Origin of the sequence: Nocardia sp. NPDC003269 (genome assembly GCF_042888005.1) — a bacterium.
In the GTDB taxonomy this organism is placed as follows: domain Bacteria; phylum Actinomycetota; class Actinomycetes; order Mycobacteriales; family Mycobacteriaceae; genus Nocardia.
Window position 1 is genome coordinate 1,778,076 of record NZ_JBIAPA010000002.1, and the last position, 23,427, is coordinate 1,801,502.

Consider the following 23,427-nt stretch of genomic DNA (forward strand, 5'->3'; position numbering starts at 1 on the left):
ACGACGGAGACCGCCGCGCTGCAGGCCAACCCGCGTCCCACGAGCACCGACATCGCGGCCGGGATCCTGCTCGTGCTCGCGCTCGGCGCGCTGACCCGGTTCTTCGACACCCAGGTGCCGCAGTGGGCGGCCGACACGCCGTTCACGCGGATCGCCAAGTCGGTCGAATACCCGGTGTACGCGATCGCGATCGGTCTGCTCGGCAATGTGGTGCTGGGCAAACTCGGCCTGCGGGAACGGCTTTCGGCCGGGTTCCGGACCGAGTTCTTCATCAAGACCGGTGTGGTGCTGCTCGGCGCGTCGATCAACCTGAAGATCCTGGTGACGGCGGCCGCGCCGTCGATCGTCCAGGCGCTGGCGCTGATCACCATCGTGTTCGGCTTCACCTGGTGGTTCGGCGGCAAGCTCGGCCTCGACGACAAGCTGCGGGCGCTGCTGTCCTCGGCGGTGTCGATCTGCGGGGTGAGCGCCGCGATCGCGGCGGCCGGGGCGGTGCAGGCGCGGCGCGAGCAGATCGCCTACGCGGCCTCGCTGGTGATCATCTTCGCGCTGCCCTCGATCTTCCTGCTGCCCTGGCTGGCCGACGCCTTCGGCCTGTCGGACGCGGTGGCGGGCGCCTGGATCGGCGGCAATATCGACACCACCGCCGCGGTGGCCGCGGCGGGCGCGCTCGCCGGGGAGGACGCGCTGAAGATCGCCACGATCGTCAAGACCACGCAGAACGCGCTGATCGGCCTCGTCGCCATTGCGCTGACCGCCTGGTTCGCGTTCCGGGTCGACCGCACGCCGGGCGCGGCCCGGCCGAGCATCGGCGAATTCTGGTCCAGGTTCCCGAAGTTCGTGCTCGGCTTCCTCGCCGCCTCGATCATCGGCACCCTGTACCTGCAGTCGGTCGACAAGAAGACCGGTGCGGCGCACATCGCGATCATCAACGACCTGCGCACCTGGTTCCTGATCCTCGCCTTCGTCTCCATCGGCCTGGAGTTCTCGCTGCGCGGACTGCGCGAGGCGGGCTGGCGGCCGATCGCGGTCTTCGGCTCGGCGGTCGTGGTGAACCTGGCGGTCGGGCTCGGACTGTCGGTGCTGCTGTTCCGCGACTTCGCGGTGTGAGGGTGACGCGGGCCGTCGCCGGACTGGCGACGGCTCAGACGTCCTCGGCGGGGCGCGCGTCGGGCAGTCCCAGCTCGACCGGCGCTTGCCGCGGCCAGCCCGGATACGGCGGCGGGGTGCCACCGAACTCCGGGCAGAGGTGCTGGAAGTCGCAGAACCGGCACATCGCGGAGCGGCTGGGCGGGAAATCGCCGGTGCGGCCCGCCTCCAGGATCGCCTGCCACAGCGCGGTCAGGATCCGTTCGAAGCGGTCCAGCTCGTCGCGGTCGGGGGAGTAGGTGAGCAGCACCTTGTCGGCCAGGTAGATCAGCCGCAGCTGGGCGGGCACGATATCGCGGGTGCGCAGGATCATCAGCGCGTAGAACTTGAGCTGGAACAGCGCCCTGGCCTCGTGCAGCGGGCCGGGGGCGCGCCCGGTCTTGTAGTCGACCACCCGCAGCAGGCCGTTGGGCGCGATGTCGATCCGGTCGACGAACCCGCGCAGCGGAATGTCACCGGCCAGCTCGACCTCCACCCGCTCCTCCCGCGAGTCCGGCTCGAACCGGGTCGGATCCTCGAGCTCGTAGTAGCTCTCGACCAGCCGCCGCACCTCCGCGAACAGCGCCTCGGGTCCGCCCTCGGCGACCAGTTCGTCGATCCCGTCCCGGTCGGCCCGCACCCGATCCCAGGCGCCGGGCACCAGCTCGGCCGCGCGCTCCGGGTGCCGCTCGGCGGCGGGCAGCCCGAACAAATCCTCGAGCACCGCGTGCACCACCGTGCCCCGCACCGCGGCCCGGGTCGGCGGCTCCGGCACCCGATCGATCGCCCGCAACCGGTACTTGAGCGGGCACTGCTTGAAATCGCTTGCCCGCGAAGGCGACAGCGCCGGCCGCGACCGCTGGGCCGGACCGTCGGCGGTGTCGTCGGCGAGGGACGCGGACACGGGCACTGACATACTTCGCAGGGTATCGGCACCCACCGACATCGACCCGCGCTACCTGCGCCACGGTAGCTCCGACGTCCTCACCTCGGCGCGGTTGAAGATCTCCGCCGGGCACCACAATGCGATCGCCGAGGTCGCCGACGACAACGGGTTGCTGGCGGGCTTCGTCAGCGAGCGATCCAACGGTGGCAACACCCTGACCGACAGTGAGTGGCCCGTCCACGGTGTCCTGCGCTTTCACCAGGGTGATGGGCGGTGCGCAGCCCGAGCACGCGGCGACCATCACGCGGGCGCTGGAACGGCAACGGCCACTGCTGGATTCGTTCACCGCGACACCCGAGGCCGAGCTCGCCCGGCTGCCGTACGACCCGGACGGGATCTTCGCGTTGTCGATCGGTGACAGCGGCAGCGGCCGCGGGGCCTACCGGCAGCATGCCGCGCTGCTGTTCGCCGAGGACCAGCAGGCCGCGGTGACGCTGTACCGCACGGTGGGAGTCGGCGCGCTGGCCACCAAGGGCAGCACCGTCTGACCGACGGCGGGGAGCACGCCGATGCCTGGGTCTGTCTGGTGACCAGCGGACGCCACGTCGCCGAGGTCTGGGCGAAGACCCAGGACGCCGCGCACACCGGTGCCCGTGACCAGCAGCGGGTGCTGGCGGCCGCGAAGTAGCGCCCGGTGTCACCCCGTTCGGTGGGTGATCGCGCCGACCTGGCAGGCTGGAGGCTTCACTCGAAGAACGGAGATACATGACGGCCAGACGGACCGGTCCATTCACCATCGGGGACCGGGTGCAGCTGACCGATGCCAAGGGGCGCCTCTACACGGTGGTGCTGGAGGAGGGGAAGGAGTTCCACACCCACCGCGGCGGCATCAAGCACGACGACCTCATCGGGACCGACGAGGGCACCGTCGTGAAGTCCACCAACGGCACCCCCTACCTGGCGTTGCGCCCCCTGCTGGTCGACTACGTGCTGTCGATGCCGCGCGGCGCGGCCGTCATCTACCCGAAGGACGCGGCGCAGATCGTCCACGAGGGCGATGTGTTCCCCGGCGCGCGGGTGCTCGAGGCGGGGGCCGGCTCCGGCGCGCTGACCTGCTCGCTGCTGCGCGCGGTCGGCCCCGAGGGCGAGGTGATCTCCTACGAGATCCGCGACGATCACGCCGAGCACGCCATCCGCAATGTCGAGACCTTCTTCGGCGAGCGCCCGGCGAACTGGTCGCTGACCGTCGCCGACGTCGCCCAGTACGAAGGTGAGCAGGTCGACCGGGTGGTCCTGGACATGCTCGCCCCCTGGGACGCGCTGCCCGCGGTGTCCAAGGCGCTGGTCCCCGGCGGTGTGCTGGTCGTCTACGTCGCCACGGTGACCCAGCTGTCGAAGGTCGTCGAGGCGCTGCGCGAGCAGGAGTGCTGGACCGAACCGCGCTCGTGGGAGTCGATGGTGCGTGGCTGGCACGTCGTCGGACTGGCCGTGCGGCCCGAGCACCGCATGCAGGGGCACACCGCCTTCCTGGTGAGCGCGCGCCGCCTCGCCGAGGGTACGGTCACCCCCAAGCCGCAGCGGCGGCCGTCGAAGGGCTGACGAGGTTTCGGCTCCCCGGATCCGGGGCAGCTTTCGAGGTGGGCGCGCGCGTGCCCACATCGTGAGCCGCTCCCCGGGGAGCGGCACGGAACCCGGCCCGGCGGCCGGGTCAGGGAGGGAACCCATGCCGAGTACCGAACCGTACGCGACGAAGGACCCGTCCGCCGGGATGCTGTATCCCGGCGATTCCCCGCGTCTGTATCGCGCGGTGTTCAACGTCTTCCCGCCCTACCTGTTCGGCGGGGTGCGGGTGAAACACATTGCCGCCGACTGGACGTCGGTCCGCGTCGACTATCGGGTCCGGCCGTGGAACCGCAACAGCCCGAACCGGGCCGCGTTCGGCGGCACCCTGTACTCGATGACCGACCCGTTCTTCGCGATCATGGCCTACGGCCAGCTCGGGCGCGGCTACCGGATCTGGAACATCACCGGGTCCATCGAATTCCTCCGTCCCGGCCGCGGCACCGTCACCGCCACCATGGGGCTCTCGCGCGACCAGGTCGCCGAGATCCGCGAGGCGACCGCGGCGGGCGCGAAATCGATCACCGAGCACAGTGCCGAGATCGTCGACGCGAACGGCACCCTCGTCGCCCGCGCCGCGCAGCAGCTCTACGTCCGGCGGCTGCCGGACTGAGCGGTTCAGACCGGGAACAGGCTGTGCTTGCGCGGATTCGGTTCCGCGGACTGCTCCTTCTCCCGGAGCAGACGCAGCGCGTGCCGGATCTCGAGGCGGGTCTGCGACGGCTCGATGACCGCGTCGATATAGCCCCGTTCGGCAGCCACCCACGGGGTGGCGACGGTGGCGTTGTAGTGGTCGATCATGGCGTCGCGGACGGTCGCGCGCTGCTCCTCGGGGACCTGCTGGAGTTGCTTGCGGCCGATCAGGTCGACCGCGCTCTCGGCGCCGATCACCGCGATGCGCGCGGTCGGCCAGGCGAAGCTGACATCGGCGCCGATCTGCTTGCAGGCCATGAATCCGTAGGCGCCGCCATAGGATTTGCGCACGACGAGATTGACGATCGGCACCGTCGCCTCGATGATGGCGCGGAAGACCCGCCCGCCACGCACGATCACCCCGTTGCGTTCCTCCTCGACGCCGGGCAGCACGCCGGGCGTGTCGGCGACGAACACCAACGGTAGCCCGAACGCGTTGCACAGGCGGATGAAATGGGTCGCCTTGTCGGAGCATCTGGCGTCGATCGCCCCGCCGAGGACGAGCGGCTGATTGGCGACGACCCCGATCGGCCTGCCGTCGACCCTGGCGAAGCCGGTGATCAGGTTCTGGGCGGTGCCCGAACGGATCTCGTGGAAGTCGCCGTCGTCGAAGATCCGCAGCAGGATCTCGTGCATGTCGTAGCCTTCGCGATCCGAGTCGGGGATGATCGCGTCGAGTTCCCGGTCGCTGACGGTGGTCTCGGGCTCCAGCCCGGGATTGACGATCGGCGGCTGCTCCAGGCAGCTCGACGGCAGGAAGCTCAAATACGCTCTGGCCCAGGCGAAGGCCTCCTGCTCGGTGGCGCTGACGTGATGGATCGTGCCGTTGCGGACCTGGTTGTGCGCGCCGCCGAGCTCCTCCATGCTGACGTCCTCGCCGGTGACCGCCTTGATCACCTCGGGCCCGGTGACGAACATGTAGGAGTTCTCGGTGGCGACGAGCACATCGGTGTTGACCGGCCCGTAGACCGCGCCCGCCGCGCACTTGCCGAGCATGATCGACACCTGCGGCACGAACCCCGACAGCCGCTCCTGGCGCCTGCTCATCTTGGCGAACCAGGCCAGCGAGGCGACCGCGTCCTGGATCCGCGCGCCGCCGGAGTCGTTGATCGCGACCACCGGGCAGGCCTTGTCGAAGGCGAACCGCAGCGCGTTCTCGACCTTGCGGCCGAACACCTCGCCCGCCGTGCCGCCGTACACGGTCTGATCGTGGGCGACGACCACCACCGGCCTGCCGTCGATCAGGCCGCGCCCGGTGACCACCCCGTCGCCGTAGAGGGCGTTCGGGTTGCCCGGCTGGCGGGCCAGCGCGCCGATCTCGAGGAAGCTGCCGGGGTCCAGCAGCGAACGCACCCGTTCGCGGACGCTCGGGATGCCCTTGGCGGCGCGCTTGGCGACCCCGCCCGCGCCCGCGGGTTCGGCGGCCTGCGCCAGCGACTCCCGCAGTCGTTCCAGCTTCTCTCGCGTACCCGGCATCGCATCCAGCCCTTCGCCCACACGGTCATGTCTCGCGACACGCTAGGGACGGAGGTCACCGGGAACCGGCTACCGCGGGTTCTCTGTGCAGTTCACAGCGAGCGAACGGCCCCGGCTGGATACCCGGACAGCGCGGGGCCGTGACGGGCGTCAGGCGGGCGTGCAGGGGGCCTGGGCGAAGCCGAGCAGCAGGCAGCCGCTGGCGTCGGAGATCTTCCAGGTGCCGTCGACCTGCTCCCAGGTGACCGGGAAGGCCGGGGCCGTGCCGTGCGGCGAGGTGATGGTCACATCGGCGGTCGCGGTGTTTCCGCTGGTCACGACGTTGTCGACGGCGAAGGTGAGGGTGTAGCCGGCGAGCATGCCGTTCATCTGGTCGATGTTGGACTTGCGCGCGTCGCCGTTGACGATCAGCTTCGCCTTCTCGTCGGTGGACAGCGCCGGATCCGAGAACTTGATCAGCGTCGCCTTCAGGGAATCGGCGGTGGGGGCGGCGGCGTTGTCACCGGACGGAGTTGCCGAAATGCTGGACGGAGCGGCCGCGATACTGGTACTGCTGCTGGTGGCCTTCGTCGAGGAATCGTCGGAGCCGCCGCAACCGGTCAGTCCGACGGTGACGGCGAGCGCCGCAGCGGCGGTAGCGACGGTGACACGGATCGTGCGGGTAGGAAGGAGCATGCTCGGCAACCTTTCGGCTCGATGGGCGAGGGCACTCGCCTGCTGCCCGGGATCGGAGTGTTAGGGGAGCCTAACACGCAGAATTCGGCGGCCGATGTCGTACCTGCCGTACAAGATGTGATCACGACGAAACCATGTCGGAAAGCGAGAACGGACCGCGCCCGGTAGCGTTGAAAGACCGGGACTGGGAGGAGCAGCATCATGAGCCCCAACGAGAATTCGGATTCGGCGGCCTGGCGAGAGCTCGAGGCGGTACGCGCCGAGGCGGCTGCTCTTCGCAGACAACTCGCCGACTCGCCGGATCGCGCACGCGAATTGGAAGCACGGATCGATTCGCTGACCATCCGCAACGGCAAGTTGATGGACACGCTCAAGGAAGCGCGCCAGCAACTGATCGCCCTGCGTGAGGAAGTCGATCGCCTGGGTCAGCCGCCGAGCGGCTACGGCATCGTCATCCACACCTACGAGGATCAGACGGTCGACGTCTTCACCTCCGGTCGCAAGATGCGCCTCACCTGCTCGCCCAACATCGACGTCGCGACGCTCGAATACGGCCAGACCGTGCGCCTCAACGAAGCGCTCACGGTCGTGGAGGCCGGGAACTTCGACGCCATCGGCGAAATCGGCACGCTGCGCGAGATTCTCGACGACGGCAGGCGGGCCCTGGTGGTCGGCCACGCCGACGAGGAGCGCGTGGTCTGGCTGTCCGGCCCGCTGTCCAAGATCGCCGAGTACGACGACGTCGACGACCCGGATTCCCCGATTCGCAAACTGCGCCCCGGTGATTCGCTGCTGGTCGACACCAAGGCCGGCTTCGCCTTCGAGCGGGTGCCCAAAGCCGAGGTCGAAGACCTTGTGCTGGAAGAGGTTCCCGACGTCGACTACACCGACATCGGTGGCCTCGGCAGGCAGATCGAGCAGATCCGCGACGCGGTGGAACTGCCCTTCCTGCACAAGGATCTGTTCCGTGAGTACGCGCTGCGCCCGCCCAAGGGTGTGCTGCTCTACGGTCCGCCCGGGTGCGGTAAGACGTTGATCGCCAAGGCCGTTGCCAACTCGCTCGCCAAGAAGATCGCCGAAGCCCGTGGTGAGGACGCCAAGGAGGCCAAGTCCTTCTTCCTCAACATCAAGGGCCCCGAGCTGCTCAACAAGTTCGTCGGTGAGACCGAGCGCCACATCCGGATCATCTTCCAGCGGGCGCGGGAGAAGGCCTCCGAGGGCACCCCGGTGATCGTGTTCTTCGACGAGATGGACTCGATCTTCCGGACCCGTGGTTCGGGTGTCTCCTCCGATGTGGAGACCACCGTGGTGCCGCAGCTGCTCTCGGAGATCGACGGTGTCGAGGGTCTCGAGAACGTCATCGTGATCGGCGCGTCCAACCGCGAGGACATGATCGACCCCGCGATCCTGCGGCCGGGCCGCCTGGACGTGAAGATCAAGATCGAGCGGCCGGACGCGGAGTCGGCGCAGGACATCTTCTCCAAGTACCTCACCGAGACGCTGCCGCTGCACGAGAGCGATCTGCGCGAGTTCGACGGCGACAAGGCCGCGTGCGTGGAGGCGATGATCGAGAAGGTCGTCGAGCGGATGTACGCCGAGAGCGACGACAACCGGTTCCTGGAGGTCACCTACGCCAACGGTGACAAGGAGGTCCTGTACTTCAAGGACTTCAACTCGGGCGCGATGATCCAGAACATCGTCGACCGGGCGAAGAAGTACGCGATCAAGGCCGTGCTCGACACCGGCAACCCGGGTCTGCGGATTCAGCACCTCTTCGACTCGATCGTCGACGAGTTCGCCGAGAACGAGGACCTGCCCAACACGACCAACCCGGACGACTGGGCTCGGATCTCGGGCAAGAAGGGCGAGCGGATCGTCTACATCCGTACGCTGGTCACCGGCAAGAACGCCTCGGCCAGCCGCGCGATCGACACCGAGTCGAACACCGGTCAGTACCTGTAGGGCCGATCAGCGGAAGGCCGCGTTCCCTCGGGAGCGCGGCCTTCCCGCGTACCGGGACAGTGTGAGTTTTTTTCACGAAAACGCCACGCGACACAGAGTGGATAGGGCACGCTTCAGATGTTCGTTACACCTGATGAGGACCCGTAAACGAGGAGTGTTGTCATGGCCGGTTCCGCCGCTGATCTGCTGACCGAGATCATCCTGCAGACCATTCAGAACCTGTTCAGCTCGATCAGCGCCGGCTGATCACAGCCGTCCGACGAGGGCCGCGTCTCCCACTCCCGGAGACGCGGCCCTCGGTCGTTGATCAGCCCTGTGCGGTGGTCACCGCGTTGAACACCACATCGGCCACCGGGGTGCCGTCGGCCCCGCCACCGGCGACGCCGGCGTTCGCGATGGTGTTCAGCGCGTCCATCCCCGCGGTGATCCGGCCGAACGGGGTGTAGTTCGGCGGCAGCTGGGTGTCGCGGTAGACCAGGAAGAACTGGCTGCCGTTGGTGCCGGGCCCCGCGTTGGCCATGGCCACGGTGCCCGCCGGGTAGACCGCGCCGGCCAGGTTCTCGTCGCCGAACTTGTAGCCGGGGCCGCCCATGCCGGTCGCGGTGGGATCGCCGCACTGCAGGACGTAGATGCCCTGGGTGGTCAGCCGGTGACAGCGGGTGTGGTCGAAGTAGCCCTCGTTCGCCAGGAACGCGAAGGAGTTCACCGTGCGCGGCGCCGCGGCGGCGTCGAGTGCGATCGAGATGGTGCCGCAGGTGGTGTCGAGCGTCGCGGTGTAGGCGGCCGCCGGGTCGATCGTGAGGGCGGGTTCGGCGGTCCACTGTTTGCCGTTCGGCGCGCCGGGCGCGGCCAGCAGGGCGCAGCCGGGGACGAAACCCTGATGGGCGGGCACGGCCTGGGCGACGGGGGCGATCGCCACCACTGCTGCCACGACGGCGCCGAGGCCGAAGGCGGCTCGCCGGGTGGTGCCGACGACGGAACGGTCCTGCGAATGACTGCTCACCTGGACGGTGTCTCCTCGGAATGGGGTGCTGCCGGACGATGTACCGCGCATCCTGCCAGTCGCGGCCGTGCTGTGGGAGCGGACCACCGAACTCGCTCGGCGCGGTCGGGTGGTCAGGGTCGGCGGATGCGGCGGTAGGTGGGGGTGGCCGTGGAGGCGGCGGCGAGTTCGGCGGCCAGCCAGGGGAGATCGGCGGCGGACGACAGGGCGCCGAGGGTGAGGCGGAGGTGGTCGGTGGGTGGGCGGGCGGTGACCTCGAAGGGGCCGCCGGGCGCGGCTTTGATGCCGGCGGCGGCGAGGCTGATCATGGCGGCGTTCTCGTCGTGGACGGGGAGCCAGAGGTTGATGCCGTCGCCGGGCGTGACGGTGACGCCGTGGGCGGCCAGGGCGCGGCGCAGGGCGGTGGCGCGGCGCCGGTACTCGCGGCGGGCGCGGGTGACGGTGGCGCGGGCGTCCGCGTCGTGCAGCATGGTGAGCAGCACGCGCTGGAGCAGGCGGCTGGACCAACCGGGGCCGAGCATGCGGCGCTCGACCACCGGGTCAAGCAGCGCCGCGGGGCCGCCCGCCACGGCGAGGCGCAGGTCGGCGCCATGGGATTTGGAGTACGAGCGGATGTAGACGCCGCGGTCGGGGAAGCGGGCGGCGAGCGAGCGCAGCGGACTGGTCGCGATGCCGGCGGAGTGGTCGTCCTCGATGATCAGGGCGGGGTGCGGGGCCAGCAGCGCCGCGAGCGCGCGGACCCGGGCGGCGTCGAGCGAGGCGCCGGTGGGGTTGTGCGCGCGTGGTTGCAGGATCACCGCCCTGGGCGCGGGGCCGTCGAAGGCGCGCGCGAATTCCTCGGGGCGGAAACCGGATTCGTCGAGGCGCACGGCGATCGGCCGGGCGCCGAGGCGGGTCAGCAGATCGAGGAACGGCGGAAAGCAGGGGTCTTCCACGATGACCGGGTCGCCGAAGCGGACATGCGCGGCGAGCAGCCGGTCGACCGCGTCGAGCGCGCCGTCGAGTACGGCCAGCCGCTCGCAGGGCCACGGCCAGTCGGCCCGCAGCGTCGCGGCGAGGGCGGGCAGCACCGCCTCACCGAGATAGTGCGCCGACAGATCGCCCGGCGCGGTGTCGCGGGACAGGGCGTGCAGCGCGGCGGCCAGGTCGGGCAGCAGCGCCGGATCGGGGGTGCCGCGGGACAGATCGACGCGAAAGGCGTTGTCGGAGGGCGAATGCAGCCGCTGGTAGCGCCCGGCGGGCTCCGCGGGCAGCTCTCCGACGAAGGTGCCCGCCCGCCCCCTGGCGATGATCGCGCCGGTGGCCGCCAGCGCTCGCCACGCCTGATTGACGGTGGCGGGGGAGACCCGCAGCTCCCGCGCGACCTCGCGCACGGTCGGCAGCCGGGTCCCGGGAGCCAGTGCGCCGGAACGGATCCGGCGGCCGACGGCGGCGGCGATCCCGGCGGCGCTGCGCTCGTCGAGGTCCCCGGCGAAGTCCGCGGGCAGCACGGTCGGCGAGACGTCGGTCATGGCCCCATTCTGCGGCCGTAACAAACCCTATCCCCGGTACACCGCCAGGTTTTACGACAACGAAACTGTTTCCGCGCAGATGTAACACAATGCGATCGTCGGAGGGGGCAATATAACAAAGCATGGGAATCGTCAGAGCGGCCCTGGTCCAGACCACCTGGACCGGCGACAAAGAATCCATGATCAAGGCCCACGAGGACTACGCCCGGCAGGCGGCGGCGCAGGGCGCGCAGGTGATCTGCTTCCAGGAGTTGTTCTACGGACCGTATTTCTGCCAGCAGCAGGACCCGAAGTTCTACGACTACGCCGAATCGGTGCCCGGCCCGACGACCGAGCGGTTCGCCGCCCTGGCCGCCGAACTGAATCTGGTGATGGTGCTGCCGGTGTACGAGCAAGAGCAGCCGGGCGTGCTGTACAACACCGCGGCGGTGATCGACGCCGACGGTAGTTACCTGGGCAAATACCGCAAACACCACATTCCGCAGGTGCGCGGATTCTGGGAGAAGTTCTACTTCCGGCCGGGCAATCTGGGCTGGCCGGTGTTCGACACCGCGGTCGGCAAGGTGGGGGTCTACATCTGTTACGACCGCCATTTCCCGGAGGGGTGGCGGGCGCTCGGACTCGCGGGCGCGGAAATCGTGTTCAACCCGTCGGCGACCTCGCGCGGACTGTCGAGTTATCTGTGGAAGCTCGAACAGCCGGCCTCCGCGGTGGCCAACGAGTATTACATCGGCGCGATCAACCGGGTCGGGATCGAAGCCGAATACGGCGACGACGATTTCTACGGCACGAGCTATTTCGTCGACCCCGAGGGGAAATTCGTCGGCGAGGTCGCCTCCGACACCGCGCCGGAATTGGTCGTCCGTGATCTCGACATGGACCTGATCAAGGTGGTGCGCGATCGGTGGGCCTTCTATCGCGACCGCAGACCCGACGCCTACGGATCGCTGGTGGAGCCGTGATGCGCACCTTCATCCACGGCGGGACGGTGGTGAGCGCCACCGGGTCCCAGCTGCTCGACGTGCTGATCGAGGACGAGACCATCGTCGCGGTGCTGCATCCGGGCTCGACCGCGCTCGGGTCCGATCTGGCCGCCACCGCCGCCACCGTCATCGACGCGACCGGCAAGTACGTGATCCCCGGCGGCGTCGACGGCCACACCCATATGCAGCTGCCGTTCGGCGGCACCGAGGCCAGCGACACCTTCGAGACCGGCACGAGGGCCGCGGCCTGGGGCGGCACCACCACCATCGTCGATTTCGCGGTGCAGAAGCCGGGGCAGCGGGTGCAGGACACCCTGGCCGAATGGCACGAGAAGGCGGCGGGCAACTGCGCCGTGGACTACGGCTTCCACCAGATCATCGGTGACGTCAACGACGAATCCCTCAAGGGGATGAGCGAACTCGTCGCCGAGGGCGTCACCAGCTTCAAGCTGTTCATGGCCTATCCGGGCGTCTTCTACTCCACCGACGGGCAGATCCTGCGGGCCATGCAGACCGCGGGTGACCTCGGCGCGTTGCTGATGATGCACGCCGAGAACGGCATCGCCATCGACGTGCTGGTGGAGCAGGCGCTGGCCCGCGGCGACACCGCGCCGTACTTCCACGGGACCAGCAGGCCGTGGGAGATGGAGGAGGAGGCGACCCACCGGGCGATCATGCTGGCGCAGCTGACCGGCGCGCCGCTGTACGTGGTGCACGTCTCGGCCAAGCAGGCGATGGAACAGATCGTCGCCGCGCGCGACGCGGGCCGCAACGTCTTCGCCGAGACCTGTCCGCAGTACCTGTACCTCTCGCTCGAAGAACAGCTGGGCGCACCGGGTTTCGAGGGCGCCAAGTGGGTCTGCTCGACCCCGCTGCGGTCGCGGGCCGAGGGCCATCAGGACGAACTGTGGCGCTACATCCGCACCGGTGACGTCACCGCGGTCAGCACCGACCACTGCCCGTTCTGCATGAAGGACCAGAAGGAACTCGGCGTCGGCGATTTCAGCAAGATCCCCAACGGGATCGGTGGCGTCGAGCATCGGATGGACCTGCTGTTCCAGGGCGTCAAGGACGGGCGGATCTCGCTGGAACGCTGGCTGGAGGTCTGCTGCACCGCGCCGGCCCGGATGTTCGGGATGTACCCGCGCAAGGGGGTGATCAGTCCGGGCGCCGACGCCGACGTGGTGATCTACGACCCGAACGGGCACACCAGCATCGGCCTGGGCAAGACCCATCACATGAACATGGACCACTCGGCCTGGGAGGGCTTCGAGATCGACGGCCACGTCGACACCGTCCTGTCCCGTGGCCGGGTGATCGTCGACGGCGGCGCCTATCACGGCCGCGCCGGGCACGGCCGTTTCGTGCGGCGCGGGCTGTCGCAGAACCTCCTGTAAGAACCCCTATCCGAACGGAGAGTGCCATGGACATCGGTGTCGTCCTGCAGTGCACCCCACCCGCGTCGCGGGTGATCGAGCTGGCCAGAGTGGCCGAGACACACGGGTTCTCGCATGTCTGGACGTTCGACTCGCACCTGCTGTGGCAGGAGCCGTACGTGATCTACAGCCAGATCCTGGCCGCCACCCGCAAGGTGATCGTCGGTCCCATGGTCACCAACCCGGCGACCAGGGACCAGACGGTCACCGCGTCGACCTTCGCCACGCTCAACGAGATGTTCGGCAACCGCACCATCTGCGGCATCGGGCGCGGTGATTCGGCGGTGCGCACCCTCGGCGGCAAGCCGACCACCCTGGCGACGCTGCGGAATTCGGTAGAGGTGATCCGCGAACTCGCCAACGGGCGCACCGCCCGGGTCGGCGACACCGAGGTGCGGTTCCCGTGGGCCGCGGACTCCCGGCTGGAGGTGTGGGTGGCAGGGTACGGGCCCAAAGCCCTCGAATTGACCGGTCAGGTGGCCGACGGCTTCATCCTGCAGCTCGCCGACCCCGACATCACCGCGTGGACCATCGCCAAGGTGCGCGCCGCCGCCGAGGCCGCCGGCCGCGATCCCCGCTCGGTCACGATCTGCGTCGCCGCACCCGCCTACGTCACCGACGGGACCCCGGCCGGGCTCGACCACGCCAGGGAGCAGTGTCGCTGGTTCGGCGGCATGGTCGGCAACCACGTCGCCGACATCGTCGCGAGATACGGTGCGGGCGGCGATATCCCGGCCGCGCTCACCGACTACATCGCGGGCAGGCAGGGCTACGACTACAACGAGCACGGACGGGCGGGCAATACGCACGCGGAGTTCGTGCCCGACGAGATCGTCGACCGGTTCTGCCTGCTCGGCACGCCCGACGAGCAGCTGGAACGGCTGTGGGAGCTGGAGCGGCTCGGCGTCGACCAGTTCGCCGTCTACCTGCAGCACGACGCCAAGACGGCCACCCTCGAGGCCTACGGCGAGCAGGTGCTGCCCCGGCTGCACCTGCCGGTCACAGCCACCAGGGACGCCGGATGACCGCGGTGGCGCCGGAACCGCCGGTGACGGTGCTCGCGCCCGCGCCGCTGCGGCCCCGCTCGGCGCACCGGGCCCGCGCGGCGCGCATCGGCTACGCGGTCGCCGCGTTCGTGTCGGTCGCGGTGATCTGGGAACTGGTGAAGCTGCTCGTCCCGGCCGACGGCGTGCGCATCGGCGGAGTGCGGGTGCTGCCGCGCACCGGCGACGCCGCGCTGCCGCACGTGTGGTCGGTGGTGACCGTGCTCGGCGAGGCCGACGGCACCGGCACCGTCGGCACGACGCTGCTGCGCACCGCCGGATTCACCCTGACGCTCGCCCTGCTCGCGCTGCTGCTCGGCACGGTGATCGGCATCGCGCTCGCGGTCGCGATGCAGCGGTTCGGCCCGCTCGAACGCGGCATCCTGCCGTATGTCGTGCTCTCGCAAACCGTTCCGCTGATCGCGCTGGCCCCGCTGGTGGCCGCGTGGGGCGGCAAGCTCGCCATCGGCGGGCAGCCGTGGCGGCCGTGGATGAGCATCGTGGTGATCGCCGCCTACCTGGCGTTCTTCCCGGTCGCGATCGGCATGCTGCGCGGCCTGCACGCGCCGTCGGCGGCCTCGGTGGAGCTGATGCGCAGCTGTTCGGCGGGATGGTGGGCGACCCTGACCCGCTTGCGTTTTCCCGCCGCCGTGCCGTCGCTGATGCCCGCGTTGCGGCTGGCCGCCGCCGCGGCCGTGATCGGCGCGGTCGTCGCCGAGATCTCCACCGGCACCGCGGGCGGGATCGGCCGCCAGATCATCGTGTTCTCCCAGCAGGCCACCGGCGACGCCGCCCGGCTCTACGCGGCGGTCATCGCCGCGGCGCTGCTCGGGGTGGTGCTGACGGGGCTGGTCGGCCTCGTCGAGCTGGCCGTGCGCCGCTACAACCATCCGCCGGGCACCGGCGATCCCTCCTCGTAGTTCTCGTTGTCCAGGAAGAAGTACGCATCGCATGACCTCGTCAGCAGTCGGCGCCCCGCCGCCACCGGCGGTCGAACTCACCCACCTCGGCAAGACCTTCGCCGCCGGTGCCGTGACCGCGCTCGCCGATGTCTCCCTCACCGTCGCCCCGGGCGAATTCGTCTCCCTCATCGGGCCTTCCGGCTGCGGCAAGTCCACCCTGCTGCGGATCATCGCCGATCTGGAGACGCCGACCGGCGGCACCGTGACCGTGCACGGCAAGACCGCCCGGCAGGCCAGGATCGACCAGGACTACGGCATCGCCTTCCAGCAGGCGGGCCTGCTGGACTGGCGCACCGTCGCCGCCAATGTCGAACTGCCGCTGGAACTGCACCGGGTCCCCAAGGCGCAGCGCCGGGCCCGCAGCGCCGAACTGCTCGCCATGGCGGGGCTCACCGAGTTCGCCGATCGCTACCCGGCCGAGCTGTCCGGCGGCATGCAGCAGCGCGTCGCGATCGCGCGGGCCCTGGCCCGGACTCCGGCGCTGCTGCTGATGGACGAGCCGTTCGGCGCGCTCGACGAGATGACCAGGGAGCGGATGCAGGGCGAGCTGCTGCGGATCGCGGGGGAGACCGGCGCCGCGGTGGTGTTCGTGACGCACTCGATCCCCGAAGCGGTGTACCTGTCGGACCGGGTGGTGGTGCTCTCCGCGCGGCCCGGCCGGATCAGCGACATCGTGCCCACCGGCGGGTGGGGGCGCGACACCGACGCCGACGTGCGGTCCTCGGCGGAGTTCTTCGCCGCGGTGGCCGCCGTGCGTGCCGCGCTGCGCGGGGAGCACACGGAGCAGGCCGTGGCCGGACGGGACCTGCCATGAGGACCTGGCTGCCGCCGATCGTGGTGGGTGTCGTCGTGCTGGCGCTGTGGCAGGTGCTCACCGTCGCGGCGGGGGTGCCGTCGTTCCTGCTGCCGGCGCCGAGCGCGATCGCCGAGCAGTTCGTCGACAACGCGGGCCGGATCCTGGACGCCGCGCTGGCCACCGGGGCCAACGCGCTGGTCGGGTTCGTGGTCGGGACGGTGCTCGGGATCGCCGCGGCCGTGCTCGCGGTGCGGTTCCGGATCGTCGACGGGCTGCTCACCCCGCTGGCCGCCGCCGCGGCCGCCGTGCCCATCGTGGCGCTCGCGCCGCTGCTGAACACGATGTACTCGACCACCACGGAGACACCCCGCCGGATCGTCGTCACCATCGTCGTGTTCTTCCCGGTGTTCGTCAGTACCGCGCGCGGCCTGCGGCAGGTGCCGAAGGTGCAGGCCGACCTGATGACCTCCTACGCCGCCACCGACTGGCAGATCACCCGCACCGTGCGGCTGCCCGCCGCGCTGCCGCACCTGTTCACCGGACTGCGGATCGCCGCGCCCGGCGCGGTCATCGCGGCCGTCATCGCCGAATACTTCGGCGGCCTGCAGAACGGGCTCGGCAGCCGGATCACCTCCGCCGCCGCCAATACCGCCTATCCGCGGGCCTGGGCGTACGTGGTCGGCGCGATGGCCGTCGGCCTGGTCTTCCTCGCCGCCGTCCTGCTCCTCGAACAGCTCACCCGCCGACCCCGCACCCCACTGCTGTCCACGATCCGATGAGGGAGATCCATCCATGAGCAAGACCGCACTCCGGCTGCGCAGTTGTCTGGCGCTGGCCGCGCTCGCCGCCGCCGCGCTGACCGGCTGCAGCACCACCGACACCGCCTCGGAGACCACCGCCGACGGTCTCACCAAGGTGAAACTGCAGTTGCAGTGGTTCAAACAGGGCCAGTTCGCCGGGTACCTGGCCGCCGTCGACCAGGGGTTCTACCGGGAGCAGGGGCTGTCGGTGGAGATCCTCGACGGCGGCACCGACATCGTCCCGCAGACCGTGCTCGCCCAGGGGCAGGCCGACTACGCGGTGGCCTGGGTGCCCAAGGCGCTGGCCTCGCGGGAGGCGGGTGCCGGCATCACCGAGATCGCGCAGGTGTTCCAGCGTTCGGGCACCAAGCAGGTCTCGTTCAAGGCCGACAACATCACCGGACCGGCCGCCCTGCGCGGCAAGACCGTCGGGAACTGGGGCTACGGCAACGAATTCGAGCTCTTCGCCGGCATGACCAAGGCGGGCATCGACCCGGCCAAGGACGTGAAACTGGTCCAGCAGCAGTTCGACATGAACGCGTTCCTCGCCAAGGACATCGCCGCCGCCCAGGCCATGTCCTACAACGAGTACGCCCAGCTGCTCGAGACGAAGAACCCGGCCACCGGAAAGCTCTACACCGCCGAGGATTTCACCACCATCGACTGGAATGCCGAAGGTGTGGCGATGTTGCAGGACGCGCTGTGGGCCAACACCGAGAAGCTGAAGGATCCGAAGTACCAGGAGCAGACGGTGAAGTTCCTGGTCGCCTCGCTGAAGGGCTGGGCGTTCTGCCGGGACAACCTCGACAAGTGCCGTGACATCACCGTCGCCGCGGGCGCGACGCTGGGCGCCGGGCACCAGCAGTGGCAGATCAACGAGGTGAACAAGCTGATCTGGCCCTCGCCCGCCGGGATCGGCACCGTCGACAAGGCGGCCTGGGACCGCACGGTCACCATCGCCAAGGAGACCAGGAACGCCGAGGGCGCGACGGTGCTGACCAAGGATCCCGGCCCCGACGCCTACACCACCGAGTACGTCACCAAGGCCCTCGATCAGCTGCGGGCCGCCGGCGTCGATGTGACCGGGGCCGGATTCCAGCCCACCCAGGTCACGCCCACCGAAGGCGGCAAGTAGGCCGGCCCGACGACGGCCCGGCGGTTGGGTCCGCCGGGCCGTCGTCGTGCGGTCAGCGCGGGGTCAGCTCGACGACCACGCCGCCCTGCTGCCAGGTCTGGTAGATGTCGGCCTTGGACGGCTCGCCGTCGGCGGTGAAGCCGATGCCGTTGAACTTGGCGTTCTGCTTGTTGTCGCGGGCGATCACCGTGTACAGGTCCAGCACCGCCTGCTCGTCGGAATGCACGGTGGCGGTGAAGGATTCGGGGGATCGGCCGCGCGAGAGGCGCACCTCGGCGCCGCCGCGCAGGTTCTTGACCCACGGGCGCAGGGCGGTGCCGATCAGCAGCGTGCCGTCGTGGACGGTGTAGGCGACCGGGACGTCGTAGACCGTGCCGGACTTGCGGCCGGTGACGTGCAGGGTCGCCAGCCGCTTGCCGACGATGCCGGACAGCACCGGCACCTTCAGCAGGCCGCGGACGATGGCGTTGACCCGGCCCTGGGAGGGGCGGATCGGTTCGGGACCGGTGGTTGTCGGTGTGCCGTACGGGTTTTCGGAGGGCGCGGTGTCGCTCATCCCTCCAGTATCGGCCGGTGCGCCCGCGCCCGCAGTTCGCGTCCGTGCCCGCCCACTACGCTGCGGGTATGACCGAGATCTGGCACAACCCCCGCTGCACGAAGAGTCGCAACGCCACCGCGCACCTGGACGCCGCCGGAGTCGAGTACACGGTGCGGCGCTACCTCGACGATCCGCCGACGGTCGAGGAACTGCGCGCGGTGCTGGCCCGGCTCGGCGCGCGGCCGTGGGACATCACCCGCACCGGTGAGCAGATCGCCAAGGATCTCGGCATGGCGGGCTGGGGTCGGACCGACGCCGATGTCGACCGGTGGCTGGCCGCACTCGCCGAGCACCCCAAGCTGATCCAGCGTCCGATCGTGCTCACCGCCGACGGTGGCGCGGTGGTGGCCCGCGACGAGGAATCGCTGCGGTCGCTCGACTGATCGTGGCTTGCCCGGCGATAACTCTTCGGACGAGGGCGTAACGGCGACCGCGGTTCGAGTGATGTAGATCACATCATCGGGACGCGGTGTCCCGAGGCGGATATCGAACCGAACGTGGATGCCGGCGGGTTCGACAGCGGGAACTCCACGCGGTGGGAGGTTGTCATGAAGTCTCTACGCAAGATCGCTGTGGGAGCCACGGCCGCCGGTCTCATCGGCGCCTCGACTCTGCTCGCCGGGCCCGTCCAGGCACAACCACCGGGGCACTGCTCGGTGAACCCCATCGCCGGCACCGGCGCCTTCTCCCAGTGTGGCGACCCGGTCTGGCACCAGGTTCGGGTCACCTGCTGGGCCTGGTGGAGCTGGTTCAGCAGCTACGAGCGCTACGGGCAGCCCGCGTTCGGCGGCTTCCACTCGGAAACCGCCTGTGACCTGCCGTTCAGCATGCAGACCTGGCAGGTGATCGTCTACTGAGCCAGCAGCTCGCCGAGCAGGATCCGGGTGTCGGGGACGAACGGCCAGGCCGGATCGGCCAGGTGGGCCCGGAGTTCGGCGTCGGTCCACCACCAGCCGTCCGCGATCTCGGACGGCTGGTGGCGGACCGGGCCGTCGGAGCGGATCTCGTAGCCGAACAGGTGGCAGCGCAGCGGCCTGCCCGCCCAGCTGCCGTCCCAGGACGCGGTGGCGCGCAAGGTGATCGGCGTGTCGGCACCCGGCGTGATGCCGAGTTCCTCGCGGAGTTCGCGCCGGGCGGTGTCGGCCGGATCCTCGCCCGCGTCGACGACGCCCCCGGCCAGGCAGTCGTGCAGGCCGGCGAAGACGAGTTTGCTGTCGGTGCGCCGGTGGACATAGATCCGGTGGCCGTCGGTGGAGCGCACCAGCACGCCCGCGCTGGCGTGCCAGAGCCCCTCGCGATAGACCGTGCCCCGCTCGGCCGCGCCGATCACCGCACCGGCGGCGTCGTACACGGCGAGCAGTTCCGACTCCGGATGCGCAGACACCGCCCGAGGGTAACGCGCCTCAGCGGCGCTGCCGTGTCGGCTTCACCCCCGGTCGCGGTGCGGCCGCCTTCGCGCGCGCGGCCGACAGCGCCGCCGCGGCGGCGGCCTCGGCGTCGAGCCTGCGGCGGATCAGATACTGCTGCCCACACGTCCACACCGCGTTCGTGGCGAAGTAGGTGAGCACGGCGACGGGCAGGATCGCGCCGCTGACCAGCGCGCCCACGGGGAACACCCACAGCGACAACCGGCGCAGGATCGCGGACGTGGCGTCGGTCGCGGGCGGGGTCAGCCGGGCGGTGAGGTGGGTGGCGAGCGCGGTGATCAGCACCAGCGGAATCGCGAGCGCGGCGACCGAGACGAACACCTCGCCCGCCCCGGTCAGGGTCGCCGACAGCGGAGCGCCGAAGACCCTGGCGTCGAGGAAGGCGTTCACCTCGCGCACCCCGAACAGATAGTTCGGCGTCGCGCTGTTCACCGCGGGCGGCAGCGGGGCATCGGTCGAGGCGAACGGGCCGACCGCGTAGGCGCCGGTGCGGTCGAACGAGCGCAGGACATGGAACAGGCCGAGGAACACCAGGGCCTGGGCGATCATCTGGACGAACCCGCCGAACAGGCGCACCCCGTGGTCGCGGTGCAGCGCCCGGGTCTTCTCGGCCTGCGCGCGCTGGTCACCGGGGTGCTGGGCACGGATCTTGTCGAGCTGAGGTCGCAGGGACCGCTGCACGGCCTGGGAGCGGGCCTGCCGCAGTGCCGGGACGACCAGCAGCGCGCGGACGGTGACGACGAGGGCGACCACGGCCAGCAGCCAGGCGAGGCCGTCGGCGGGACCGAGGGGGACGGCGAGGAGCCGGTGCCAGCACCAGAGCACGGCGGACACCGGGAAGTACACGAAATCGAGCATGACGGAACGACCTGTCCGGACAGCGTGCGCGAGCGCGCACGAGAGGGGGTGGGATCACGGCAGCCGACCGGTGGCGCGCACGGCGCTACCCGTCAGTGGTGATCGATCCCCGGTGCTCGCGGACGTGGGCGGCCCGCGGCGTCCGGATTGCTCTGGCGCAGAAAGGAACCCCGCAGGCGGCGCTCGGCCGAGCGGGGTGGACCGGCGGTGGCGACCCGGACCGGCAGCTGCCGGTGCGTGGTGATCGCGACCAGCGCGCACACCATGGCCGCGGCGACCGCGCCGAAGGCCAGCATGCGGGCGGTGTCGCCGCCGGGCGTCGTCAGCAGCACGAACGCGGGCAGCACGCACGCGAGCACCGCGTACGCCATCAGCACTGCCCGGGACCGCATGCCGCCGAGCATACCGATCGGCGGCGGGTGGTTGGTGGAACGCTGTGTCACGGTCACCTCCGGTCCGGGTATCGTTGGCACTGTGACTGCACCTTCCGCCCAGGACGCGCAGCCCGTCGGTGACGGGCGCGCCACCCGCTGGCACGGCCACAAGGCCCGCCGCCGGGCGGAGATGATCGATGCCGCGATCGAGGTGATCGACGAACACGGGCTCGAGATCTCGGTGCAGCTGATCGCCGAGCACCTGGGCCTGCCCCGGCCGGTGGTGTACCGGCACGTCGGCGGCCGGGCCGAACTCGACGCCCTCGCCCGCCAGCGCATCCTGGAGCTGCTGCTCGCGGAGTTGCTGCCCGCGCTGGAGCCGGACGGGACGCTCAAGGACGCGGTGCGCGGCGCCATCGGCACCTACCTCGGCTGGATCGAACGCCACCCCAACCTGCACCGCTTCCTCGGTGACGCCGCGCCCGACGGCGGCGCCGCCACCCTGGGCGGCGCGGGGCGCCAGGTCGGTGGGCAGCTGGCCGACATGTTCGCCGCCACGCTGGCCCGCTTCGGGATCGATCCCGCCCGTGCCCGGCCGATGGCCTTCGGCATGGTCGGCCTCGTCGACGGCGTGGTCGCCAGCTGGCGCGCCGACCCGGAGCCGGTGCTGTCGGCCGAACAGATCCAGGGCATCCTGACCGAGTCGGTGCTGTCGCTGTTCGAGGGCAATGCCCGCAGTCTCGGTGTCCCGCTGCAACGGGATTCGCTGGTGGCCGACCTGCTGGTCGCGCCCGATGCCGCCCCGCCACCGGCGGAGCGGCTGCGCTGACTCACCCCGCCGGCGTGAGCAGCTGATAGGTGCGCTGCCACAGCCATTCGACCGGGCCGCGCTCGAAGCGGCGCAACCAGAAGTGGGCGAACATCGTGATCAGGACGACCACCAGCAGGTAGATCCCGATCGTGAACGGCACCCGCGCGGACGGTGCGACGCTGGCGGCGAGCCCGAAACCCCAGCCGTAGCAGAGCATTCCGGCGATCAGGTTCTGCAGGATGTAGCAGCTCAGCGCCGTCCGGCCGACCTCGCTCAGCCGCGCCCCCGCGTAGCCGACCCGCGACCGGCGCAGATAGAACTCCGCGACCGCCGCGAGAATGCCAAGCGCGACGAACGGCGCCGTGCCGTAGCGGGTGAGCAGCACCAGGTCGCCGCCACCGAAGACACCGACCGTGAAGTCCAGCGGCGCCGCGATGCCGAAGCCGATCACCAGCAGCCGGCGGCGGATGCGCGCCCCCGCGGGCTGGAACACCCCGGCGCGATACAGCCGCGCGCCGAGCAGGAACAGCGCCACCGACATCGGGAAGACGAAGATCGCCTCCACCCGGAAGGCCCCGGCGTTCTCGATCCGGAACAGCACCAGATCCCAGAAGGAGCCGTCCGCGTAGGGATTCGGGTCGAGGGGTTCGGCAGCGGACGGCTCCGCGGCGGGCGCGAAGGTCAGGGCGGCCGCGATCAGGGTCAGCATCGTCACGTGGATCGACGCCGCGACGATCAGCCACCGGCGTTGCGCCCGGTCGCTCGTCGCCAGCAGGTAGGCGACGACCAGGCCGGTGACCGCGTATCCCATCAGGACGTCGAACTCGGCGACGAGCAGGAAGTTCACCAGGCCGTCCAGGAACAGCAGGCCCGCTCGCACGGGATAGCGGCCCGGCCAGCGGCGTCCGCCGCGCCGGGCCGAATCCTGCTGGATGGCCAGCCCGATCCCGAACATCACCGTCAGCAGGCCGAGGAACTTGCCCTGGGCCAGTTGCTGGAGCACCCGTTCGGTCCACAGCCAGCCGTCGGTCGCGGCGGCGCCGAGCCCGTCGATGTAGCCGGTCAACCCGGCCGGATCGGTGAAGATCCAGATATTGGTGCCGAGGGTGCCCAGGATCGCGATGCCACGCAGGACATCGAGCGCGAGCAGCCGGGTGGGCCGTTCGGTCACCTCGCCGGTGAGCTGTTGCACGGATTCGCTCATGGCTTCGAGTATCTCGGCCTGGCCCCGCCCGCCGGATCGCCCGCGA

25 protein-coding genes are annotated in these 23,427 nt (G+C 70.2%); 15 read left to right on the forward strand and 10 right to left on the reverse strand.

Annotated elements, in window-relative coordinates; genetic code table 11:
* Positions 1-18: 18 nt before the first annotated feature.
* The gene (locus ACFYWJ_RS18595; RefSeq protein ID WP_355275997.1) at positions 19-1,110 is read left to right on the forward strand and encodes a putative sulfate exporter family transporter; all 1,092 of its coding nucleotides are present in this window, start codon (positions 19-21) and stop codon (positions 1,108-1,110) included.
* A 34-nt stretch (positions 1,111-1,144) separates the two neighbouring features.
* Here ACFYWJ_RS18595 and ACFYWJ_RS18600 read toward each other — a convergent pair whose 3' ends face one another.
* Positions 1,145-2,044 carry a PD-(D/E)XK nuclease family protein gene (locus tag ACFYWJ_RS18600; RefSeq protein WP_355275551.1) on the reverse strand — a complete coding sequence of 300 codons (900 nt, stop codon included), beginning with the start codon at positions 2,042-2,044 and terminating at the stop codon, positions 1,145-1,147.
* Between the two features lie 194 nt (positions 2,045-2,238).
* Between ACFYWJ_RS18600 and ACFYWJ_RS18605 the strand changes: the two genes are divergently transcribed.
* The 3 genes from ACFYWJ_RS18605 to ACFYWJ_RS18615 all read left to right on the forward strand — a co-directional run bounded on the left by ACFYWJ_RS18605 (position 2,239) and on the right by ACFYWJ_RS18615 (position 4,247).
* Positions 2,239-2,562, forward strand: a complete 324-nt coding sequence (locus ACFYWJ_RS18605; RefSeq protein WP_355275549.1) for a hypothetical protein — start codon at positions 2,239-2,241, stop codon at positions 2,560-2,562.
* 217 nt (positions 2,563-2,779) lie between these two features.
* Positions 2,780-3,613, forward strand: coding sequence for a tRNA (adenine-N1)-methyltransferase (locus ACFYWJ_RS18610; RefSeq protein WP_355275547.1), 834 nt, complete (start codon positions 2,780-2,782; stop codon positions 3,611-3,613).
* Positions 3,614-3,737: 124 nt separating this feature from the next.
* On the forward strand, positions 3,738-4,247 hold the full coding sequence (locus tag ACFYWJ_RS18615) for a DUF4442 domain-containing protein (RefSeq protein WP_355275545.1): 510 nt from the start codon (positions 3,738-3,740) through the stop codon (positions 4,245-4,247).
* A 5-nt stretch (positions 4,248-4,252) separates the two neighbouring features.
* Here ACFYWJ_RS18615 and ACFYWJ_RS18620 read toward each other — a convergent pair whose 3' ends face one another.
* Positions 4,253-5,803 carry an acyl-CoA carboxylase subunit beta gene (locus ACFYWJ_RS18620; RefSeq protein WP_355275544.1) on the reverse strand — a complete coding sequence of 517 codons (1,551 nt, stop codon included), beginning with the start codon at positions 5,801-5,803 and terminating at the stop codon, positions 4,253-4,255.
* A 150-nt stretch (positions 5,804-5,953) separates the two neighbouring features.
* A complete protein-coding gene (locus ACFYWJ_RS18625; protein ID WP_355275542.1) occupies positions 5,954-6,478 on the reverse strand; it encodes a hypothetical protein in 525 nt (174 codons plus the stop codon).
* 201 nt (positions 6,479-6,679) lie between these two features.
* On the opposite strand from ACFYWJ_RS18625, the gene arc reads away from it, so the two are divergent.
* Entirely contained in the window at positions 6,680-8,440 is a 1,761-nt protein-coding gene (arc, locus tag ACFYWJ_RS18630) for a proteasome ATPase (RefSeq protein WP_355275541.1), read from the forward strand.
* 307 nt (positions 8,441-8,747) lie between these two features.
* On the opposite strand, the gene ACFYWJ_RS18635 is transcribed toward arc, so the two are convergent.
* Positions 8,748-9,443, reverse strand: coding sequence for a peptidylprolyl isomerase (locus tag ACFYWJ_RS18635; protein WP_355275539.1), 696 nt, complete (start codon positions 9,441-9,443; stop codon positions 8,748-8,750).
* A 113-nt stretch (positions 9,444-9,556) separates the two neighbouring features.
* Entirely contained in the window at positions 9,557-10,954 is a 1,398-nt protein-coding gene (locus tag ACFYWJ_RS18640; protein ID WP_355275537.1) for an aminotransferase class I/II-fold pyridoxal phosphate-dependent enzyme, read from the reverse strand.
* Positions 10,955-11,076: 122 nt separating this feature from the next.
* Between ACFYWJ_RS18640 and ACFYWJ_RS18645 the strand changes: the two genes are divergently transcribed.
* The 7 genes from ACFYWJ_RS18645 to ACFYWJ_RS18675 are packed head-to-tail and all read left to right on the forward strand — an operon-like array spanning position 11,077 to position 18,109.
* Positions 11,077-11,916, forward strand: a complete 840-nt coding sequence (locus tag ACFYWJ_RS18645) for a nitrilase-related carbon-nitrogen hydrolase (RefSeq protein WP_355275535.1) — start codon at positions 11,077-11,079, stop codon at positions 11,914-11,916.
* Complete coding sequence (gene hydA / locus ACFYWJ_RS18650; protein ID WP_387162377.1) at positions 11,916-13,334, forward strand: dihydropyrimidinase; 1,419 nt, start codon at positions 11,916-11,918, stop codon at positions 13,332-13,334. Before ACFYWJ_RS18645 ends, hydA begins: the two co-directional genes overlap by 1 nt.
* A gap of 26 nt (positions 13,335-13,360) precedes the next feature.
* Positions 13,361-14,398 (forward strand): TIGR03842 family LLM class F420-dependent oxidoreductase, encoded by a 1,038-nt coding sequence (locus ACFYWJ_RS18655; RefSeq protein ID WP_355275531.1) that lies wholly within the window; start codon positions 13,361-13,363, stop codon positions 14,396-14,398.
* Positions 14,395-15,336 (forward strand): ABC transporter permease subunit, encoded by a 942-nt coding sequence (locus tag ACFYWJ_RS18660; RefSeq protein ID WP_355275529.1) that lies wholly within the window; start codon positions 14,395-14,397, stop codon positions 15,334-15,336. Before ACFYWJ_RS18655 ends, ACFYWJ_RS18660 begins: the two co-directional genes overlap by 4 nt.
* 31 nt (positions 15,337-15,367) lie before the next feature.
* A complete protein-coding gene (locus tag ACFYWJ_RS18665) occupies positions 15,368-16,192 on the forward strand; it encodes an ABC transporter ATP-binding protein (protein ID WP_355275527.1) in 825 nt (274 codons plus the stop codon).
* Positions 16,189-16,953 carry an ABC transporter permease subunit gene (locus tag ACFYWJ_RS18670; protein WP_355275525.1) on the forward strand — a complete coding sequence of 255 codons (765 nt, stop codon included), beginning with the start codon at positions 16,189-16,191 and terminating at the stop codon, positions 16,951-16,953. The genes ACFYWJ_RS18665 and ACFYWJ_RS18670 overlap by 4 nt, the downstream gene beginning before the upstream one ends.
* Before the next feature lie 13 nt (positions 16,954-16,966).
* Positions 16,967-18,109 carry an ABC transporter substrate-binding protein gene (locus tag ACFYWJ_RS18675; protein ID WP_355275523.1) on the forward strand — a complete coding sequence of 381 codons (1,143 nt, stop codon included), beginning with the start codon at positions 16,967-16,969 and terminating at the stop codon, positions 18,107-18,109.
* Between the two features lie 52 nt (positions 18,110-18,161).
* Here ACFYWJ_RS18675 and ACFYWJ_RS18680 read toward each other — a convergent pair whose 3' ends face one another.
* On the reverse strand, positions 18,162-18,665 hold the full coding sequence (locus ACFYWJ_RS18680) for a nitroreductase/quinone reductase family protein (RefSeq protein WP_355275521.1): 504 nt from the start codon (positions 18,663-18,665) through the stop codon (positions 18,162-18,164).
* Between the two features lie 68 nt (positions 18,666-18,733).
* Between ACFYWJ_RS18680 and ACFYWJ_RS18685 the strand changes: the two genes are divergently transcribed.
* Both ACFYWJ_RS18685 and ACFYWJ_RS18690 read left to right on the forward strand, forming a co-directional pair.
* A complete protein-coding gene (locus ACFYWJ_RS18685) occupies positions 18,734-19,090 on the forward strand; it encodes an arsenate reductase family protein (protein ID WP_355275519.1) in 357 nt (118 codons plus the stop codon).
* Positions 19,091-19,255: 165 nt separating this feature from the next.
* Entirely contained in the window at positions 19,256-19,564 is a 309-nt protein-coding gene (locus ACFYWJ_RS18690; RefSeq protein ID WP_355275517.1) for a hypothetical protein, read from the forward strand.
* On the opposite strand, the gene ACFYWJ_RS18695 is transcribed toward ACFYWJ_RS18690, so the two are convergent.
* From ACFYWJ_RS18695 to ACFYWJ_RS18705, 3 genes are all read right to left on the reverse strand, one after another.
* Entirely contained in the window at positions 19,558-20,091 is a 534-nt protein-coding gene (locus ACFYWJ_RS18695) for an NUDIX domain-containing protein (protein WP_355275515.1), read from the reverse strand. The two genes, ACFYWJ_RS18690 and ACFYWJ_RS18695, sit on opposite strands and share 7 nt — an antisense overlap.
* Positions 20,092-20,110: 19 nt before the next feature.
* Complete coding sequence (gene yidC / locus ACFYWJ_RS18700; RefSeq protein ID WP_355275513.1) at positions 20,111-20,992, reverse strand: membrane protein insertase YidC; 882 nt, start codon at positions 20,990-20,992, stop codon at positions 20,111-20,113.
* Positions 20,993-21,084: 92 nt separating this feature from the next.
* Positions 21,085-21,384, reverse strand: coding sequence for a DUF6412 domain-containing protein (locus tag ACFYWJ_RS18705; RefSeq protein ID WP_355275511.1), 300 nt, complete (start codon positions 21,382-21,384; stop codon positions 21,085-21,087).
* Positions 21,385-21,466: 82 nt separating this feature from the next.
* Between ACFYWJ_RS18705 and ACFYWJ_RS18710 the strand changes: the two genes are divergently transcribed.
* Complete coding sequence (locus ACFYWJ_RS18710) at positions 21,467-22,195, forward strand: TetR/AcrR family transcriptional regulator (RefSeq protein ID WP_355275509.1); 729 nt, start codon at positions 21,467-21,469, stop codon at positions 22,193-22,195.
* Position 22,196: 1 nt separating this feature from the next.
* Here the strand turns inward: ACFYWJ_RS18710 and ACFYWJ_RS18715 are convergent, their stop codons facing one another.
* Positions 22,197-23,381 carry a DUF418 domain-containing protein gene (locus ACFYWJ_RS18715; protein WP_355275507.1) on the reverse strand — a complete coding sequence of 395 codons (1,185 nt, stop codon included), beginning with the start codon at positions 23,379-23,381 and terminating at the stop codon, positions 22,197-22,199.
* Positions 23,382-23,427: the final 46 nt, after the last annotated feature.